Consider the following 18859-nt stretch of genomic DNA (forward strand, 5'->3'; position numbering starts at 1 on the left):
CAGGGTAGTGCGGTTTAACTATTTTTAACAAAGGGAGGGGGGATGAAAAGTTATTTACTTTCCTCCTCTCATTCCGCTCTTAAAGCCTTCACCGGGTTGGTCAATGCCGATTTCAATGCCTGAGAACTTACCGTGGCGAGCGCGATCACGATGGCAATGATGCCGGCCAGGGCGAAGATCCACCAGGATAATGTCTCGCGGTATTCGAAATTTTGCAGCCAGCGGCTCATGGCGTAGACCGCTATGGGCGTTCCGATGACGATCGCGATCAGGACGAGTTTTACAAAATCGCGGGAGAGCATCAGTACCACATCCTGCACGCTGGCGCCGAGCACTTTCCGGACGCCTATTTCCTTTGTGCGCGCTTCTGCGGCGAATGCGGCCAGACCGAACAGGCCAAGGCAGGCGATGACCACCGCAAGGACCGCAAATGCCAGCAGTACGTTGCCCTGCCGTTGCTCTGCCTGGTATTGTTTGGCAAAATTCTCATCGAGGAAATGGAACTCCGGCGTCGCTTCCGGGTCGAATGTTTTGTAAACCCGCGCAATGTGCGCCAAGGCTTCGGACGTTTTTGCGGGGTTAACGCGCACGTACATGTTGTCCTGCTCCGAAGGCGGTGCGAGCTGGATCATTAGCGGCTCGATCTTGTGCTGCAACGAATAAATGTGAAAATCATTGGTCACGCCTACGATCGTCAGCTCAGTTGTATTGCCGTCGTTGTCGGCCGGGTAGCGCAGGCGCTTGCCAATGGGGTTCACCCAACCCTGTTTTTTGACCAATGCCTCGTTCACAAGCACGGAGCCAGCCAGGTCGGCAGGGGAGTTTTTAACAAAATCCCGTCCTTGCAGCAGCTTGATCTCCATCGTGCGCAGGTAGTCGGCATCGGCCATGAATCGCTGCATCATTTGGGTGGTAGAAGGTATTTCGCCGTTGCTGGTTTCCACAAACAAGGCCGTAGAGCCAATACTGTTGTTGCCGATCGGATTACTCGCGGCGGCGGCACTTTCGATCACCGGGTTCTGTTCCAGCTGCGTTTTTAATGCGCCCACCTGGTTGCGCACCTCGTTTTTGTCGATATGGAACGTCAGGATCTGATCTTTGTTGAAACCGAGGTTTTTATCGTTGACATAGCGGATTTGCTTGTACACAATCCCGGCGCAGGCGATCATCACCACCGTAGCCGCAAACTGGAACACGACCAGCGACTGCCGGAACCCCGCGCCGCCTGCCTGGCTGCCCAGTTGTCCCTTCAATGCGATCACAGGTCGGTAACCCGAGAGCATCAGAGCCGGGTACAAGCCGCTCACCAGACCGATCAGCACGAGAAATGCCGCCGCAATGCCCAGCGTAGCGATATTGTTATTGCTCAACTGCATGCTCAGCGACTTTTCCGCCAGCGCATTGAAGAACGGGAGCGCCGCTTTCGCCAGTAAAAAGCCGGCAAAACCCGCGAGAATGGTCATTATAAACGACTCGGTCAGAAACTGGCCGATGAGCTGGACACGCTGCGAGCCGATGGCCTTGCGCACGCCCACTTCCCGCACGCGTTTGAGCGACCGGGCGGTGTAGAGGTTCATATAATTAATGCAGGCGATGATCAGGATCAGCACGGCAATGGCCGAGAAAATGTATACCGTATTAATGTTCCCGTTCGGGCCGACTTCGTAGTCGAGGTGGGAGTGGAGGTGAATGGATGTGAGCGGCTGCAATGCCATATGGTAATCCGCATTGCCCATTTGTTTTTGCAAATACTTGCTGTAAAACGCGGGGAACTTGGCTTCGAGCTTCTTCGCGTCGGCGCCTTCTTTGAGTAACAAATAGGTATAGACATTGCCCTCCTGCCAGCCGCCGGTGTAATCCGCCGGGAGCGAACGCAACGCGCTGAAATTCAAGTGGGAATTGGCGGGTGCATCCTCGATGACGCCCGTCACCGTATTGGGATAGTTGTTGGAAAAAAACACGGTTTGGCCCATAGCCCGCGAAGCGTCGCCGAAAATGCGCTCGGCGAGGGTCTTGGTTAGGACGATTTTCTGCGGCTCGCGTAATGCGGTGGCCGGGTCGCCGTAAATGAACGGGTAACTGAATAGGCCGAATATAGAAGCGTCGGTAAAGTAAATGTCGTTCGCATCGACCTGTTTTTCCCCGAAACGAATCCTGCCGCCGCCTTCGGTGCTGATGCGCACGGTTTGCTCGATTTCAGGGTATTCATTTTGCAATGCTGGTGCGAACGGCGGCGAAGTAGGCGCCAGTTTGAAGCTGCCTGTGGCCCACTGTGCTTCCTGGCTGACGCGGAAAATGCGGTCGGATTTGGCATGGAAACGGTCGTAGCTCAGCTCGTCGGCTACGTAGAGAACCATCAGCCACACGGCGGCGATGCCGATGCCGAGCCCGAGGATGTTCAGGCCGCTGAACAACCGCTGCTTGCGGAAGTTCCGGATAGATATTTTGAGGTAGTTGAATAGCATAAGTCAAGGTTTGTTAGTCAGTACCTGGTAACCAATAAATTATATGCCAACCGGTTTTTGCATTGATTTTGAGTGAATTATATAAATAAATGAATGCTGGGCTGTTCGCTAACGGACAGCTTTGTCCAGCGGCGCACGCGTGTTACGGAAAAATTAAGAAGGCAAATCGGCCGGGATTGCCATGCGCAATGCCGCCAAAATCCCTAATTTTGCCAAATTCATGATTTTGATGGATTTAATAGTCTTTTTTCTTATTGATTTTTAAACAAATAGAATGAGCCAGGCACCTGCTACCTCTTTGCAAGACATTGTTGGGCACGCGAAGGAATACGGTTTCGTGTTCCCTTCTTCCGAAATATATGATGGATTACAGGCCGTTTACGATTACGGTCAGAATGGCGTCGAGCTGAAAAATAACCTCAAAACTGCGTGGTGGAAGGCCATGACGCAGCTCAATGACAATATCGTGGGTATCGATGCGGCCATTTTCATGCATCCGCTCACCTGGAAGGCATCCGGGCACGTCGACGGGTTCAACGATCCGATGATCGACAACAAGGATTCCAAAAAGCGCTACCGCGCCGACCAGCTCCTGGAAGGCAAAGCCGAACAATACGAAAAAGACGGCCAGCCGGAAAAAGCCAAGGCTTTGTTAGCCGAAATGGGCCGTTTGCTCAGCGCCGAGGACCTGACCGGCGTGCGCGACCTGATTATCGCGGAAGACATTAAGTGCCAGGTGTCGGGCACGACCAACTGGACGGAAGTGCGCCAGTTCAACCTCATGTTCAGCACCCAGGTAGGGTCGGTAGCGGAGGACGCCAACATGATTTACCTCCGCCCCGAAACGGCGCAGGGTATTTTCGTGAACTTCCTGAATGTGCAGAAAAGCGGCCGTATGAAAGTTCCTTTCGGTATTGCACAGATCGGTAAGGCATTCCGTAACGAAATCGTGGCGCGCCAGTTTATCTTCCGTATGCGCGAGTTCGAACAAATGGAAATGCAATTCTTCGTGCGCCCCGGCACCGAAGAAGAATGGTATAACAAATGGAAAGAGGCGCGGTTGAAGTTCCACAAGGCGATAGGTTTGCCTGCGGAAAAATTGAAATACCACGACCACGATAAGCTGGCGCATTATGCTAAGGCGGCTGTCGATATAGAATTTGAATTCCCGTTCGGTTTCCGCGAAATCGAAGGTATCCACTCCCGTTCGGATTTCGATCTGCGCAACCACCAGGAGCTTTCGAAGAAAAAGCAGCAGTATTTTGACGCCGATCTGGACGAAAACGGCAAGCCGTACGGTAACTACATTCCTTACGTGGTTGAAACTTCCGTGGGTGCCGACCGTTTGTTCCTCGCCACGTTCTGCAATGCCTATACCGTAGAATCGGTTGGCGAAGGCGAAAGCGCGAAAGAACGTACTTTCCTGAAACTGCACCCGGCGCTGGCACCGTTCAAAGCCGCGGTGTTGCCATTGGTGAAGAAGGACGGACTCGCTGAAAAAGCGCAGGCACTGGCAGCATCCCTGAAATCGTCGTTCCGCACGGTTTATGATGATAATGCGGCGATCGGTAAGCGTTACACCCGCCAGGACCTGATCGGAACGCCGTTCTGCATCGTGGTGGATTACCAGACGATGGAAGACGATACGGTAACGATCCGCCACCGCGATTCTATGGAGCAGGAGCGTGTGCATATCAATGAGTTGAAAGAAAAAATCGGTTACCAGGTAGCAATCGAACGCATTCTCGAAGCGATCTGAACCTGTTGAACGGATGATACCGGCGGGGCTGCTTCCTGGAAGCGGCCCCGCTTTTGTTTTGTCCCGCCATTGGCTAACCGGGCCCGCTCGAAAATCATTTCAAATGGTAATAATGGCGATTTTTTAGTAATTAGGGCTTTGACACCGAAATACCTCGAATATGATTAATCAGCTATACGACACTTCCATGAGCTTGCTCACCGATTTGTACCAGCTCACCATGGCTTATGGCTACTGGAAATCGGGCAAGGCGGAGCAAGAGGCGGTCTTTAATCTCTACTTCCGGAAGCACCCGTTTCAGGGCGGGTTCACGGTGGCATGCGGGCTGAGCAGCGTGATCGAATATTTGCAGGAATACCGGTTCAATGAGCATGACCTGAGCTATATCGGCTCGCTGACCGGCAGCGACGGCACCAGGCTGTTCGACGACGGTTTCATCGATTATCTCCGTAAAATGGAGCTCCAATGCAGCATCGACGCCATTCCGGAGGGCACGGTAGTATTCCCGAACGAGCCGTTGCTGCGCATTCAGGGGCCGATACTGCAATGCCAGCTGCTGGAAACGCCGCTGCTGAACCTGATCAATTTTCAGTCGTTGGTCGCCACCAAGGCAGCCAGAATGCGGCTCGTCGCGAAAGATGATGCATTGCTGGAATTCGGCCTTCGGCGCGCGCAGGGGCCCGATGGCGGCGTTACGGCCAGCCGGGCGGCCTATATCGGCGGTTTTGACGCTACCTCCAATGTTCTCGCGGGCAAGCTGTACGACATTCCCGTGAAAGGCACGCATGCACACAGCTGGGTGATGTCGTTCGACTCCGAGCTCGAAGCATTCCGCACTTATGCCGAACATATGCCCAACAACGTCACCCTGCTCGTAGATACATACGATTCCCTCAATGGTGTGCGGCATGCAGCGGAAGTGGGTAAGCAATTGCGGGAAACCGGCCACGACCTTTCCGGTATCCGCCTCGATTCCGGCGATCTGGCCTACCTGAGTATCGAAGCGAGAAAAATCCTCGACGAGGCAGGGTTTGAGAAAACAAATATCGTCGCCAGCAACGACCTCGACGAATACATTATGGACAGCCTGAAAATCCAGGGGGCGAAAATCAATGTGTGGGGAATCGGTACCAAGCTTGTTACAGCCTACGATCAGCCGGCGTTGGGCGGTGTATTCAAACTGGCGGCGATCCGCGCGGACTCCGGCGAATGGGACTATAAACTGAAATTGTCCGAGCAGGCCATTAAGGTCTCCACGCCGGGCATTCAGCAGGTTCGACGCTTCCGGGATGCAAGCGGCTTTGTGTCAGACATGATTTTCAACACGGAGACGCCGCTCATCGGTAAGGCCACCATGGTAGACCCGTATGATTTTACCAAAAACCGGTCTTTTGACGAGTCAGTGTCCTATGAAGATTTGCTCGTCCCCGTTTTCGCAGCGGGTCGGCTGATCTACAAACGGCCTTCGGTACACGACACGCGGAAGCGCGTGCAGGACCAGCTGGCACATTTTTATAAGGGAATAAAACGATTTGTAAACCCGCATGCCTATCCGGTGGGCCTTGAAAAGGATTTATTTGATTTAAAAACGAACTTGATTTTTAAACTTCGCGCCGGCAACGAGGCGTGATAAAACTGAGTATGCAAGAGTTAACACATCCGAACAGTGAGATCCTCAAAGATCTGATTACCCACAAAATGCCTTTTGGCAAATACAAAGACCAGGTCATCGCCGATCTGCCCGTTTCTTACCTCGAATGGTTCTACCGCGAGGGATTTCCATCCGGTAAACTGGGTATGCTGCTCGGTACGATGCTGGAAATCAAGATGAATGGGTTGGAGTCGCTGATCCAGGGGCTACGCAAAGTGGCTTAAAACAAAAATGCCGGCTTCGTGAAACGGAGCCGGCATTTTTGTTTGGAATGAGGTCATTTCTTCTCGGGCATCAGCACCACTTTGATGAAATTGTCGTCATTGAAATATTTCTGTGCAGCCGCCTTCGTGCTGGCGACAGTAATCGATTTTAACAACCGGTCCTGCTCGAAAATCTCGTTGAGATCGTCTCCGAGGAAGGTGTTGTCGTCGAGGTAGTCGAGCCAGAAGCCGTTTGTTTTCAATGCGATCTCGGTTTTTCGCTGCGTTTCCGCCACAAATTTTTCGATATCCTTCGGATCGGCGCCATTCTGCTTGATCTTCGCGATCTCTTCCTGCGTGCGCTTTACGAGCTTATCCACATTCTCCGGCGCGCAACCGAAGCCGATCGAAAACCGGTAATGCCCGGTCGGAAATTTATCCGTTCCCTCGGAAACGCTCACACCGTAGACGCCGCTTTCTTCCTCCCGGAGCGATTCGATGAGTTTGATCTGCAATACCTCCTGCAATGCTTCGATCTGAATGTTGTTTTCAGGGTTATAGTCATATTCTCCGCTCGAAACCATCGTTACGCGGCTTTTGGGTTCCAATCCTTTGTAAATCACCTTCTCGATCCTACCCTTTGGCGGGTAAATGTTCGGGTGGTTAAAGGTATCGTCGCGATCGCTGGACGGCAGGCTGCCCAGGTACTTTTCAAGCAGCGGTTTCAGCGTCTCCGGCTTGAATGCACCTACGATCGTGAAAACAAAGTCGGACGCGTCGGCGAAGCGGTTTTTGTAAATTTCAAATGCGCGGTCGAGGCTTACTTTATCGATACTCTCCGGTTTGAGCGGTTGTCTTTTCGGGTTGTGGCTCGTGAGGACTGCATTCAGGGAATCTGAGTATACTTTCTCCGGCGTCAGCGTTTTTTGCATATTTTCCAGGTAAGCCTTCTGGTTGGCCAGAATGCCCGTCACCACGTCGGCGTCTTTTCGCGGCTCGGTGAAATAGGCGTAGATCAGTTGCAGGGTCGTTTCGAGGTCTTTCGGGTTGGTATTGCCGCCGATCCCCTCCGTGAGCTCGCTCAGGTACGGGCCCGCGCCGGCGGTCTTGCCTGCGAGGAATTTTTGCAGCTGCGTCTGGTTATAAGGCCCCACACCGCCCGATTGGACGAGGTAGCTCGTGAAAATGCCCGTCTCGCGCTCGCCGGGGAAGAGTGAATAGCCGCCCTTGGCCGTCGCCTTGATGAGGATTTCGTCATTTTTGAAATCGGTGGGCTTCAAAAGCACCTTCACACCGTTCGACAGCGTGATTTCCGTTACGCCCAGCTTGTCGAGCGTTTTCTCGGCCGTTATTTTCCCCGGTGTCGGCTCCGCTTTCAGCAATGGGGCATCCACGACGTCGTCCACATAAGCCGTCACATCCTTACCGGCCTCGCTCAGCAGCGAGGTAATGTCCGCTTCGGTAGGCAATGCGTCCTTGCTTTTTTCAGGGCCCATAATCACCACGGCCCTGTTTTTATCCGTAATGTATTTCTTGGCCAGCGCATTCACTTCGGCGAGCGTGACGCCATCGAGGTGTTTTTTCACAAATTCAAAATAGGCCCCGGCACCCATGAATGGTTTGTCGTGGAGGAAATGGTTCAAATATTCCTGCACATGGTTGGCCGACTTCGTCTTGTCCCTTTCTTTGTAATACTCTTCAATGCCATTGTAAAAATCCTTTTTCGCACGGTCTAACTCAGGCTGTGTGAAGCCGAATTTCTGCACGCGGGCATTCTCTTCGAGCAATGCCGTCAACGCCGTTTTCATGGAAGCGGCATCTTTCGCAAGGGCAAAGGAGGTGTAGGAATCCAGGTTTCCGAGGAAATCGCCATACTCGGTTGCTCCGTAGAGGAACGGCGGGTTCGCCTTTTGCGTCAGTTCCTGAATGCGCTGGCCCATCATGGCATTGTACAATTCCTGCGCGAAGTTGTTGCGCACATCCTGCAAGGTCTTTTCCTTGCTGTTAGGCTGCTTGTAGATCAGCTGAATGAGGTTTTGCGGGTATTCCGGGTCCGTGACGATCGCAACTTTGGTCGAGCCGTCGAGCGGAATGTCGTAGCGGACGCGCTTTTTAGGGTTAACAGGCGGTTTAATGGAGCTGAACTTCTGCGTGATGATGCTTTCCACTTTCGCCACATCGAAATCGCCCACGGCAATGACGGCCATCAGGTCCGGGCGGTACCAATCCTGGTAAAATGCCTTGATCGTCTCCGGTTTGAAACTTTTGAGAATGCTGTCCTTCCCAATGGGCAGCCGCTCCGCGTAGCGCGAATTGTTGAGGATCACTTTCAGGAATTTGTCGCGCATACGCTGCTGCGCCCCGCGTCCCATGCGCGACTCTTCGAGCACCACGCCGCGCTCCTTGTCGATTTCAGCCGGGTCGAGCAATGCGCCATTGGCCCAGTCTTCGAGCACCTGAATGCCTTTTTCGAGCAAACCGGCCGAGTCTGTCGGGATAGGCAGCATATAAACCGTCTCGTCGAAACCCGTGTAAGCATTCAAATCCGCCCCGAAACGTACGCCCGTTTTTTGCAGGAAATTCACCAGTTCGTTTTTAGGAAAATGCGTGGTGCCGTTGAAATTCATGTGCTCCATGAAGTGCGCCAGGCCCTGCTGCGCGTCGGTTTCCAGCACCGAGCCAGCCTTCACGGCAAGCCGGAGTTCCGCCCGGTTTTTGGGCTCCGTATTCTTTTTAATGTAGTAGGTAATTCCGTTTTTCAATTTTCCGGTCTTCACACTGGGATCGAGGGGGACTTTTTGGGAGCTCAGGGTCTGCGCCGACACCGTCGTAACAGTCATGAAGCCCCATCCGGCCAAGCATAATGCTATGAACGCCTTTTTCATTTTTCTAATTTTAATTTGATATTATTCAGGAGGGACGAAATATATGGTTAAAGATTGCGATTGCAAAGACCGCGCTGCAAATGTCGCTGAAAAAGAATGCCGGTATCGTAAACGACGCATCGGCGACGTATTTTCAACAAAATCGTGTCACCGGTATGCTATTTAACCGGTTCGCGCAGAATGGTTTTGAGCTTTTCGGGCGCTGTCTTCCGGAAATCGGACAGGTATATTTCGTGGTGCAACCCGTTGCGGCCGAGGGAATGTGCCGTCATGAATTCATTTAGTTTAGCCAGCGTCTCCGGCTCGTTATCAAACGGCCCGGTATGCAGTATCTGAACTACTTTCCCTTCTTCCATTTCAAACCAGGAAACATCCCTGATCGCCGCCGTGCCCTTCGATGCGAAAGACATTTCTACGGCACCTTCGACGTCTTTTTGCGTCACGTAATCCGGGAGGCGAATCAGCAGCCGGTATTCCCATTCGCTGCGCGGAATGGCTTTGGGCGAATCAGCGATCGAAATGCCGGCATAGCGTGCCTCGTCGTACCACCACAGCCCTTCCAGTTTCGCCACGACAAAATCCTTTTTCTTTGCTTTGAATGCGAATTTCAATGCATAAGCCACCGGGTAAATCGCCTGGATTTTTTGCATAAAATCCCGACCCGAAGGATCGCCTTTGCCTTGAATGGACAGATAGCACGCCTGGCCGATTTCAAGCAGTTCGGGTTGGGCTTTTGCGGTGTAGTAACTTTTGAAATGTTTAGTCAGATCCAGTTTTTCCATGGCACATTGGGGTTATGGTTGATACACTGCGCAATTAGCAGCCGTACAATGACAACCCTATGACAGCAGTCCCGAAAATTATTGCTTACCGGGAGGGCATTCCGACGGTTCGAAATGGAGCCCTTTTTCGAAATCAAGCTTCGACCGATCTTTAAAAAGTGTTACGCCTGCCGAATCTTTCACCTCGCCAAAACCTTCAACCCACCCCGATCCTTTTTTCAGAAAAACCACTTCCCGAATGGATTCGCTGCCTTCTGCCTGGAAAGTATAGCGTGCCAGAATCGTGTCACCATTTAGGGTACCTGTAAATTGGCCGCGGTTACGGTCTTTTTCATGGAAGTCATACGAAAGTTCACCGGCGACCCTATCGTCCTTTCCGGTATCGATGCGGAGAAATGCGGAGTCTCCCTTCGTTTGATACACATAACAATCCGAATTCCCGACCCCGGCGGGAATGCCGTCGTCCGTCGTGTCGGCCTGGCCTCCGGCAGTGTCTTTATGGCTGTTGCAGGACAAAAGGCATACAAAAATGGAGAATGAAAGGAAGTGTCGTATTGAGATCATAGTTAGCTGTGATTTGTTTGGAAATTAGGCAAAGGATGCTAGTTTTATATAAAATACAATGCCGCTGACCCACGCCACGAAGGAAATCACCCCGCAAAATACGTTCCGATCCATGACTGAGTTCAGAATTCCCGGCTTGCAGATGGTCGCAGACCCTGCTGTATTCCGAAAACGTCTCGCCAGAAGTCCAGGTCATACCATCGCACTCGCTGCCGGCCTTTTGTACCTCGCATTGGAGAGTTACTACCTGTTTTTCCGTTTCGCCGGTCATATGCAGGACCTGCTTTTGTATCAGGGCACGGCCATGAGACTCCTCGGCGGCGAAGTCCCATTCCGCGATTTCCGGCTCGAATATCCCGTATTTTCCCTGGTTCCGATCGTGCTTCCGGGCATACTCAGCAGTCTGGCGGGCGGTTCTTTCAAAAGTTACGTGTTCTGGTTTGTCGTGCAAAACCTGGCGCTCGGGCTGGGAATGGCAGCGGTGATCGCTAAAATGGATACGCGTGGCAAAGTGCTTCCCAAATACCTGATGGCGATGCTGTTCTCATTGCCGGTGTTCCTCTTCCGGTTCGATACGTTCCCCGCGTTACTGACCATTGTCGCCGTGTATTACATTTCGCAGAAGCCGTTTGTTTCCGGGATGTCGCTCCTGGCTTCGGTCGCTGCCAAGTTGTACAGCATTGTGCTGGTGCCGGTATTCGGGTGGTATTATTTGTTTCAAAAAGAATGGAAAAAGCTGGGGTGGCAAATCGCCGGTTTTGTGGCGGCCGCGGCTATTCTAGCAGGCTGTATCGCGGCGATGGAAATGAATGCGGCCTCCGATTTCATGCGCTACCACCTGCTGCGCGGCATTCAGATCGAAAGTCTTGCGGGAGGGATGCTGATGTTGCTGGAAAGCTTCGGCCTTATCGAGCTGGACATTGCGCACAGCTTCGGCGCCATACATTTGATTACACCGTTAACGGCCGGTATTCTGGGTTTTATCAATATCACGACTCCCATTTGCTTCCTGGCGATGACCGCTTACCTCGGCTGGGCGTTTCATAGAGCGTCGGCCATGCCGGCGGGATTGCAAACGCGCAGGCTGATTGCCTCTTGCGGTGCGCAAATACTGCTTTTTATGCTGCTCAACAAAGTTTTTTCACCCCAATACATGATCTGGCTGCTGCCGCTGGTCCCGTTCTGCAAGGCTCGGACCCATCTGCTTTTTACGGTCGCGCTCATGCTCACGGTGGTGATATTTCCGGGGCAATACCATAATCTGCTCTCGAAACAATGGCCGATGGTCATCATCCTGAACGCCCGGAATGCGCTGCTGATCTGGCTTTTTGTGGAAATGCTGGGAGAGATCAATCCTGTCCGCAAATTGGCCGGACGGAACCGCCGCAGTTAGCGGGCCGCCGATTCCATCCGGGTGATTTCCGTTACTTCCACGGTCAGAAAGCCGAATTCTTCCGTCACAATGCCGCGAATTTTATAAACGCCCCTCACCGAAGCATTCACCCGTGTAGCCGCCGAGGGAAAATGCACGGTATCGATAAATTGTCCCTCATAATCCAGAAACGTACCGAACTGCATCGATTCACCCCGGGCGGTACGCGTGTTTTTCAACGCCACGAGGTAGCCGTATTGCACCACTTCCTGGTTCACATACAGGTGCAGGTCGCGCGACATGGTGCTTTTCGGCAGCGTGTTTTTCAACAGGTTAAAAGGACTGCAAAGCGGAAAACCCAGCAACTCGATCTGGTCGTAAGCATCGTCGAGAATGGACGAATGGAACTCAGGCAGTTCAAAATCCTTGATTTCCGTGTGGAACAATTGCTTTTGCGGCACCTTCACGGGCGTGGTGCTGAGCCGGAAATGTGCCTTCCAGAGCATTGTTTTCTTGTCTATACCTGTAAACCGGAACGCGTCGATGCGGATAAGGATCGTGAGCTGTTCGATCGAGATCGGTACCCGGTCGAGGAAATCGTTCAGCGAGGTGAATGGCCCATCCTGCAAGCGCGCGGCGAGAATGCGCTCGATGGTTTTGGCTTCCAGGTCGTTCAGGAACTGCATACCGAGGTAAATATCGCTTCCTTCGATCGTTGCGTGCGCGTCGCTGTGGTTCACGCACGGTGCATGTACGGTTGCGCCCAGCATGCGCGCCTCGTGTACGTACAGCTCGGGCGCGTAAAAGCCTCCGCCGTTATTCAGCACGGCCACGAGGAATTCCAGCGGGAAATAGGCCTTCAAAAACAGGGTCTGGTAGCTCTCCACGGCATACGACGCCGAATGCCCTTTCGCGAATGCGAACCCGGCGAAGCTGGCGATCTGGTTCCAGATTTCCATCGAAGTCGCTTCGTCGTAACCTTTGCTGCGGCAGTTTTTGAAATACTTTTTCTTCACCCTTTCAAACTCCTCGCGCCCCCGGAACTTGCCGCTCATGCCGCGCCGGATCACATCGGCTTCGCCTAGTGTAAGCCCGGCAAAGTAATGTGCAACCTTGATCACGTCCTCCTGGTACACCATGATGCCGTACGTTTCCTCCATCAGTTCGAGCAGGCGCGGGTGTGCTTCGGTACGTTTTTCGGGGTGGCGGTGGCGGAGAATGTACTCGCGCATCATCCCGCTTTTGGCCACGCCGGGACGGATAATGGAGCTGGCCGCCACGAGGCCGAGGTAATTGTCCACTTCCAGTTTTTTGAGCAACATCCGCATCGCCGGTGATTCCACGTAGAAGCAGCCAATGCATTGCGCCTGCCGGATGAGGTCGTTGATTTTTGGGTCGGTTTTGAATTTTTTGACGTCGTTAATGTCGAAATCCGCCGCATCCGGACGGTTATACCGGATGATTTCCAGTGTCTCCTTGATTTTCGCCAACCCGCGCTGGCCCAGAATGTCATATTTGTTCAGCCCCACATCCTCGGCGATCACCATGTCGAACTGCGTGGTCGGGAAGCCTTTCGGCGGCACGTCGGTGGCCGTGAAATAATGCATTGGCCGCTCGGAAATGAGGATACCGCCCGCGTGGATGCTCAGGTGGTTCGGCTGGTTGTTGGTTTGCAGGTAATCGGCGTATTTGATCACCAGGCCCGATAGCTGGTCGAGCTTTTTCGGATCGAACTTTCCGTTGGCCAGCGTATCGATTTCGTAGGCAGGTAGGCCAAAAACCTTGCCGAGTTCGCGCACGGCGGCATTGTGCTGAAACGTGCTGTACGTCGCGAGCAGGGCCGTCTGGCCGTTTTTGCCGTAAGTGTCGAAAATGTAGCGGGTCACATCCTCCCGGTCGCGCCAGGAAAAATCGATGTCGAAATCGGGGGGATTTTTCCGGTACATATTGATAAACCGCTCGAAATAGAGGTCCAGCTCGATCGGGTCTACATTGGTAATGTTGAGTAAATAGGCGATAATGCTGTTCGCGCCGCTTCCCCGGCCTACATAATAATAGCCCTTGCGGCGCGCATAACGCACAATGTCGTGGTTGACGAGGAAGAACGGCACGAAGTTCTGCTGCCGGATCATTTCGAGTTCCTTGGCAATGCGGTCGAAAATTTCGTCCGTAATGTCGCTGCCGTACCGGTAGCCCAGCGCCTCGTAGCTCATCGAGCGGAGCTTTTTGAAATCCTCTTCCGCGCTCTGACCGAATACTTTCAGGTTCTGGTGCTCGCGTTCGTTGCCGAAACTGAAATGGATCTGGCATTCATCCATCAGTTTCCGGGTGTTTTCGAGGATTACCCGGAAGTCTTTTTGTTTGAAATGGTATTCCAAAACCTTCGCCTGCACAAATTGTTCGCTTTCCTGGCCCGTTTCAGCCGCCGATAGTTTGCTGAGCAATGTATTTCCGTCAATGGCGCGTAACAGGCGGTGCGCATTGAAGTCCTTTTTGTTCCGGAACGTCACCGGCTGCTGGATCACGAGCCGGTCGCGGTACCGGTGCAGGGGCGAGTAATGCAGCTTATCCAGCTCCTGCATCGAAATGCCGATGTACTCGTTGCTCCTGAACTGCTCCCGACGTTCTTTGTTCAGTTTTTCAAACGGATATATAACCGCGACGTCTTCCATCTCCGGCGCGCGGTCGGGGAATGGGGCGCCGGTCTGCTTGTAAGCCGAGAGATATGCATTCAGTGTCTGAAACCCGGCGTTACTCTTCGCCAGCGCCACAAACTGCTGCGTAACGCCATTCCGGAAATCAATCCCGACAATGGGTTTGATATCATACCGCGGCGCCATCCGGATGAAATTGAGGCAGCCCGACGTGTTATTGATGTCGGTCAGCGCAGCACAGTCATGGCCGTGCTCGCGGCAAAGCGCCAGCAAATCATCCTCCGATATCGTTCCAAACCGCAGGCTAAAATAAGAGTGACAGTTGAGTAGCATGAATGTTGGGGAAAACTAGGCATTCCGATGCGCCGGGATGATGGGCGGTTCTCCGTTGAAGGGGTTGCCCATGGAGCCGATATCGGAAATGCCCATGGTGCTGGCCCAGGTCAGGATCTGGTCGCCGTCTTTGTTGTAGGCGTATTTGGTTTTAATGTAATCCATCGCCTGATAAAGGTTCAGGCGCTCTTCCGTGTCGTCGAACAGGTTGATCTGGTAATTCCCCGTGACGAGGTCGCTGAAACTGACACCGACGAGCCTGACCATCATCCTTCGGTTGTACAGCTGGTCGAAAAGCTTTTCGATATGCGGTATCAGTACATGGTCTGCCGAGGTGTAGGCAATTTTCAGTTGTTTCGAAAATGTATTGAAATCGGAATAGCGGATTTTGACGGATACGCAGGACGTCAGTTTTTCACCCGTCCGGAGCTGGAATGCCAGTGTTTCGGCCATTGCCCGCACCATTTCCCGCATTTTGCGCACATCGCCCGTGTCGCGCCCGAAAGTGCGCTCGCTCGAAATCGATTTCCGCTCGTGAAACGGGACGATAGGGGAGTTGTCGAGCCCATTGGCGCGGTTCCAGAGGGAAACGCCGTTTTTGCCCAAAACCTGCCCCATTATTTCCATAGGCATTTCCTGGATCGTTTTCACGTACCGGATGCCGAGGTTGTTCAGCGTCTGGTTCATTTTTTCCCCTACCATCGGGATCTTCTGGACTTCCATCGGCGCCAGGAAAGGCTTTTCCCGCCCGGCTTCTACCTGCAGCTGGTTGTTCGGCTTGGCTTCGCCGGTCGCCACTTTCGACACCAGCTTGTTGGTAGCGAGCCCGAACGAGATGGGCAGGCCGCTTTCGCGGATAATGCGTTGCCGCAGCTCGCTGGCCATGCCATAGCAATTGAAATACTTATCCATCCCCGACAAATCGGCGTAAAATTCGTCGATACTCGCTTTTTCAAACACCGGCACATTCTCCGCGATGATCTCACTCACCACTTTGGAATGCTGCGAATACGTTTCGCCGTTCCCGCGGATCACCGTGGCCTCCGGGCAAAGCATCCGCGCCATCTTCATGGGCATACCCGAATGCACGCCGAACTGCCGCGTTTCATAGCTGCACGCGGCCACGACGCCACGGTCGCCCGTACCCCCGACGAGTATAGGGCGTTTTTCAAGCCGGCTGTCCAGCTTGCGCTCTACGGACACGAAAAAGGTGTCCAGGTCAAAATGTAATATCGCACGGTCCACTGGCGGTTGGATTTTTTACGAATTAATGGATTTATTCCAAATATATGGATCAATTCCATTTATTGAAAGGAAATATTCCAAAATATTTGTATGTTTGAAAAGTCAAGCGATTGTCACCAGTAACCAGCACATGAATCCATGGCGATAGACGAAGAGTTCAGGCGTTTTAAGCAAATCAGGGAAGAATTGAACCTGACCCAGTCCGCATTTGCGGAAGAGCTCGGGATCAGCGCTACCACGGCCGATATCGAGCGCGGGCGTACGCGTATCCCCGGGCAGGTGGTGAAGGAGCTTTTGAAAAAATACCACATCAACCCGCTCTGGCTGTTCGGCGACAGTGCGCAGAAATACCTGTACGCGGATAAAGTATTCGTCAATCCGAAGGTGGTGACGGTCGATCCGGCAGGCAGGGATAACATCGTGCTCGTGAGCGCCAAAGCGGCGGCGGGTTATCCCAACAATATCGGCGATGCGCAATGGTTTGAGGCATTACCCGCTTTCACGATCCCGTTACCCGAATACCGGAATGCTACATTCCGTGGCTTCCAGGTCGATGGCGACAGTATGACGCCCGTCCTGCAATCCGGCGAATGGATCTGGGCTCGCGCGGTCGACGATTGGGACGCATTGAGTGAAAAGCAGTTGTACGTTGTCGTGACGGTTGACAGCGTGCTGGTCAAAAAGATCAGGAAGGAAAAGGATTCGCCGTTCGTAACCCTCATTTCCCTCAATCCCGATTACGCACCGATCCGCGTAGACCGCACCGAAATCCGCGAAATATGGCAGGTGAACAGTAAGTTGTCATTCAACCTGGAAGCCGACAAAACGGAAATCAGCCTGCAAAGCCTGCACCAGGAAATGCGGGAATTGCGGCAGGAAATGAAGCGGTTGGTGAAGTGATATTAATAACCCGGAAAGTCTTCTTGAAGATAGTACATGGCGACGTTGGCGTCCCACAAATAAGCTAGCGTCTCATAGTGTGGTTGGTGAATGGATAACTATTCAAAGCTAATCAATTCACGTTTATGTCAAGCGCAGGTCGTATTTTATACCTCCTCCGAAATTAGCTGCTTCTCGTACAGCTCTTTATATGCCCCATTCAGCGCCATGAGCTCGGAATGCGTGCCTTGTTCTACAATGCGGCCCTCGTCGAGGACTACGATTTTGTCGGCTAGCTTGGCGGAGGATACGCGGTGGGAGATGATCACGGATGTGCGGTGGTCCATGATGCGTTTCATATTGTTGAGAATGATATTCTCGGTATTGGTGTCGACGGCCGAGAGGCAGTCGTCCAGGACGAGGATTTTTGGGTCGCGGGCGATGGCGCGGGCGATGGAAAGGCGCTGCTTTTGTCCGCCGGAGAGGGTAATGCCCCTCTCGCCGAGCATGGTTTCGTAGCCCTGCGGGAAATCTTTGATATTGTTATACAAATCGGCGTCCTTCACGGCCTGTTCGATCCTTTCGAACGGCATATCCTCCGTACCGAAGCGGACATTGTTCTGGATGCTGTCCGAAAACAGGAATACGTCCTGCGGAACATAGCCGATCTGACGGCGGTAACCGCGCACGTCGTAATCTTTCATCGGGATGTCGTCGATCAGGATCTGGCCTTCGGTAGGGTCGTAAAGACGGCATAGCAGATGCGCCAGCGTACTTTTGCCGGAGCCGGTCGTGCCGAGGATAGCTACGGTTTCGCCGGCTTCGACTGTCAGATCGAAATCTTGGAGCGCTTTAATGCCCGAATCGGGATAAACGAAACCTACGTGGCGGAAGGTGACCTTGCCCGTTACCGGCCGGTTCAGGTTTTTCTCGGAAGTCAGTGTCGTTTTTTCATCCAGAAATTCATTGATCCGCTGCTGCGAAGATGCTGCGCGCTGGATCTGGCTTGTAGTCCAGCCCAATGCCATCACTGGCCAGGTGAGCATATTGACATACAATATAAACTCGGTGATGTTGCCCGGCGTAAGCCTTCCATTGATGATTTCCTGGCCGCCGACAAAAATTACGAGGATGTTGCTCAGGCCGATGAGCAGCATGATAATCGGGTAGAAGAATGCGTCGACTTTGGTCAGTCCCAGCGATTTGGTTTTAAAAACCTCCGCTTCCTTCTCGAAATTGGCATAGGAACGTTTTTCCTGGACAAATGACTTGATCACCCGTATACCTGAAAACGCTTCCTGCACGTATGTGGACAATGCGGAAAGCTGCTTCTGAATTTCCTGCGAGCGTTTCATGATCATGCTGTTGACCACATATACACTGATCGAGAGCACCGGTAGCGGCAAAAGGACGAAAAAAGTCAGTTTGGCACTCACCGAAATCATATACGAGATGACGAGGAAGAACAGCACGATGAGGTTAATGCCGTACATGAGCGCCGGACCGACGTAAATGCGGACATTGCTCACGTCTTCCGAAATGCGGGCCATAAGGTCGCCGGTACTATGGCGGCGGAAAAATGCGGCCGGGAGCGTCTGGTAGTGGGCGTAAATGTCGTTTTTGAGCTCAAACTCGATGTGCCGCGACATGACGATGATCGTTTGGCGCACCAGGAAGAGAAATATCCCTTTCAGCAAGGCCATGACCAGGATCAGGAAGCCGTAGAGCAGGATGCTGAACGCAAAAATGTCATACATGTCGGTTTGGAGCGACATGCCATGGTAGAGGTAATAAACATCGAGCGTTTCGATCACGAGGTCGAGCGCGTAACGCACAAGCTGGGCCGGGATAATGCCAAAAAGATTGGATATGATCGTAAAAAGGATACCCAGAATGAGATACCACTTGTATTTCCACAAATATTTGTTGAGGAACTTTAATGCTTTCACCAGTTCAGATTTAAGATCGCCGCGCAGGATGTTTTCTAGCCAACATCCTATTTTACTAAAACGTTGCAAAATTAAAACGGCGCGTCCCAATTTTCCGATTGTGAACAAAATAGTCTAA

12 protein-coding genes are annotated in these 18859 nt (G+C 52.7%); 5 read left to right on the forward strand and 7 right to left on the reverse strand.

Features of this window, described 5'->3' with window-relative positions:
• Positions 1 to 68: 68 nt before the first annotated feature.
• Positions 69 to 2465, reverse strand: coding sequence for an ABC transporter permease (locus H144_RS0111975; protein ID WP_019942305.1), 2397 nt, complete (start codon positions 2463 to 2465; stop codon positions 69 to 71).
• 274 nt (positions 2466 to 2739) lie between these two features.
• On the opposite strand from H144_RS0111975, the gene H144_RS0111985 reads away from it, so the two are divergent.
• From H144_RS0111985 to H144_RS0111995, 3 genes are all read left to right on the forward strand, one after another.
• Positions 2740 to 4224 (forward strand): glycine--tRNA ligase, encoded by a 1485-nt coding sequence (locus tag H144_RS0111985; RefSeq protein WP_019942306.1) that lies wholly within the window; start codon positions 2740 to 2742, stop codon positions 4222 to 4224.
• A gap of 160 nt (positions 4225 to 4384) precedes the next feature.
• Positions 4385 to 5854 carry a nicotinate phosphoribosyltransferase gene (locus H144_RS0111990; RefSeq protein ID WP_019942307.1) on the forward strand — a complete coding sequence of 490 codons (1470 nt, stop codon included), beginning with the start codon at positions 4385 to 4387 and terminating at the stop codon, positions 5852 to 5854.
• A gap of 11 nt (positions 5855 to 5865) precedes the next feature.
• A complete protein-coding gene (locus H144_RS0111995; protein WP_026350628.1) occupies positions 5866 to 6099 on the forward strand; it encodes a DUF3820 family protein in 234 nt (77 codons plus the stop codon).
• 53 nt (positions 6100 to 6152) lie between these two features.
• On the opposite strand, the gene H144_RS0112000 is transcribed toward H144_RS0111995, so the two are convergent.
• From H144_RS0112000 to H144_RS0112010, 3 genes are all read right to left on the reverse strand, one after another.
• Positions 6153 to 8963, reverse strand: coding sequence for a M16 family metallopeptidase (locus H144_RS0112000; RefSeq protein WP_019942309.1), 2811 nt, complete (start codon positions 8961 to 8963; stop codon positions 6153 to 6155).
• A 158-nt stretch (positions 8964 to 9121) separates the two neighbouring features.
• Positions 9122 to 9745: a GyrI-like domain-containing protein gene (locus tag H144_RS0112005; protein WP_019942310.1), complete on the reverse strand. Its 624-nt coding sequence runs from the start codon at positions 9743 to 9745 to the stop codon at positions 9122 to 9124.
• A gap of 78 nt (positions 9746 to 9823) precedes the next feature.
• The gene (locus tag H144_RS0112010) at positions 9824 to 10309 is read right to left on the reverse strand and encodes a hypothetical protein (protein WP_063826388.1); all 486 of its coding nucleotides are present in this window, start codon (positions 10307 to 10309) and stop codon (positions 9824 to 9826) included.
• 112 nt (positions 10310 to 10421) lie between these two features.
• On the opposite strand from H144_RS0112010, the gene H144_RS0112015 reads away from it, so the two are divergent.
• On the forward strand, positions 10422 to 11702 hold the full coding sequence (locus H144_RS0112015) for a glycosyltransferase family protein (protein WP_157504635.1): 1281 nt from the start codon (positions 10422 to 10424) through the stop codon (positions 11700 to 11702).
• Here H144_RS0112015 and H144_RS0112020 read toward each other — a convergent pair.
• Both H144_RS0112020 and dinB read right to left on the reverse strand, forming a co-directional pair.
• The gene (locus H144_RS0112020; protein WP_026350629.1) at positions 11699 to 14668 is read right to left on the reverse strand and encodes a DNA polymerase III subunit alpha; all 2970 of its coding nucleotides are present in this window, start codon (positions 14666 to 14668) and stop codon (positions 11699 to 11701) included. The genes H144_RS0112015 and H144_RS0112020 overlap by 4 nt on opposite strands.
• Positions 14669 to 14683: 15 nt before the next feature.
• Positions 14684 to 15913: a DNA polymerase IV gene (gene dinB / locus H144_RS0112025; protein WP_019942314.1), complete on the reverse strand. Its 1230-nt coding sequence runs from the start codon at positions 15911 to 15913 to the stop codon at positions 14684 to 14686.
• 138 nt (positions 15914 to 16051) lie between these two features.
• Between dinB and H144_RS0112030 the strand changes: the two genes are divergently transcribed.
• Positions 16052 to 16813: an XRE family transcriptional regulator gene (locus H144_RS0112030; RefSeq protein WP_019942315.1), complete on the forward strand. Its 762-nt coding sequence runs from the start codon at positions 16052 to 16054 to the stop codon at positions 16811 to 16813.
• A 146-nt stretch (positions 16814 to 16959) separates the two neighbouring features.
• Here H144_RS0112030 and H144_RS0112035 read toward each other — a convergent pair whose 3' ends face one another.
• Entirely contained in the window at positions 16960 to 18741 is a 1782-nt protein-coding gene (locus H144_RS0112035; protein ID WP_026350630.1) for an ABC transporter ATP-binding protein, read from the reverse strand.
• Between the last annotated feature and the right edge of the window lie 118 nt (positions 18742 to 18859).

The sequence above is a fragment of the Dyadobacter beijingensis DSM 21582 genome (assembly GCF_000382205.1).
Lineage (GTDB): Bacteria > Bacteroidota > Bacteroidia > Cytophagales > Spirosomataceae > Dyadobacter > Dyadobacter beijingensis.

Excerpts from the sequence above, each read along its gene's own strand:
- H144_RS0111975 (WP_019942305.1), bottom strand. The coding sequence starts at position 2,465 with ATGCTATTCAACTACCTCAAAATATCTATCCGGAACTTCCGCAAGCAG.
- H144_RS0111985 (WP_019942306.1), top strand. The coding sequence starts at position 2,740 with ATGAGCCAGGCACCTGCTACCTCTTTGCAAGACATTGTTGGGCACGCG.
- H144_RS0111990 (WP_019942307.1), top strand. The coding sequence starts at position 4,385 with ATGATTAATCAGCTATACGACACTTCCATGAGCTTGCTCACCGATTTG.
- H144_RS0111995 (WP_026350628.1), top strand. The coding sequence starts at position 5,866 with ATGCAAGAGTTAACACATCCGAACAGTGAGATCCTCAAAGATCTGATT.
- H144_RS0112000 (WP_019942309.1), bottom strand. The coding sequence starts at position 8,963 with ATGAAAAAGGCGTTCATAGCATTATGCTTGGCCGGATGGGGCTTCATG.
- H144_RS0112005 (WP_019942310.1), bottom strand. The coding sequence starts at position 9,745 with ATGGAAAAACTGGATCTGACTAAACATTTCAAAAGTTACTACACCGCA.
- H144_RS0112010 (WP_063826388.1), bottom strand. The coding sequence starts at position 10,309 with ATGATCTCAATACGACACTTCCTTTCATTCTCCATTTTTGTATGCCTT.
- H144_RS0112015 (WP_157504635.1), top strand. The coding sequence starts at position 10,422 with ATGACTGAGTTCAGAATTCCCGGCTTGCAGATGGTCGCAGACCCTGCT.
- H144_RS0112020 (WP_026350629.1), bottom strand. The coding sequence starts at position 14,668 with ATGCTACTCAACTGTCACTCTTATTTTAGCCTGCGGTTTGGAACGATA.
- H144_RS0112030 (WP_019942315.1), top strand. The coding sequence starts at position 16,052 with ATGGCGATAGACGAAGAGTTCAGGCGTTTTAAGCAAATCAGGGAAGAA.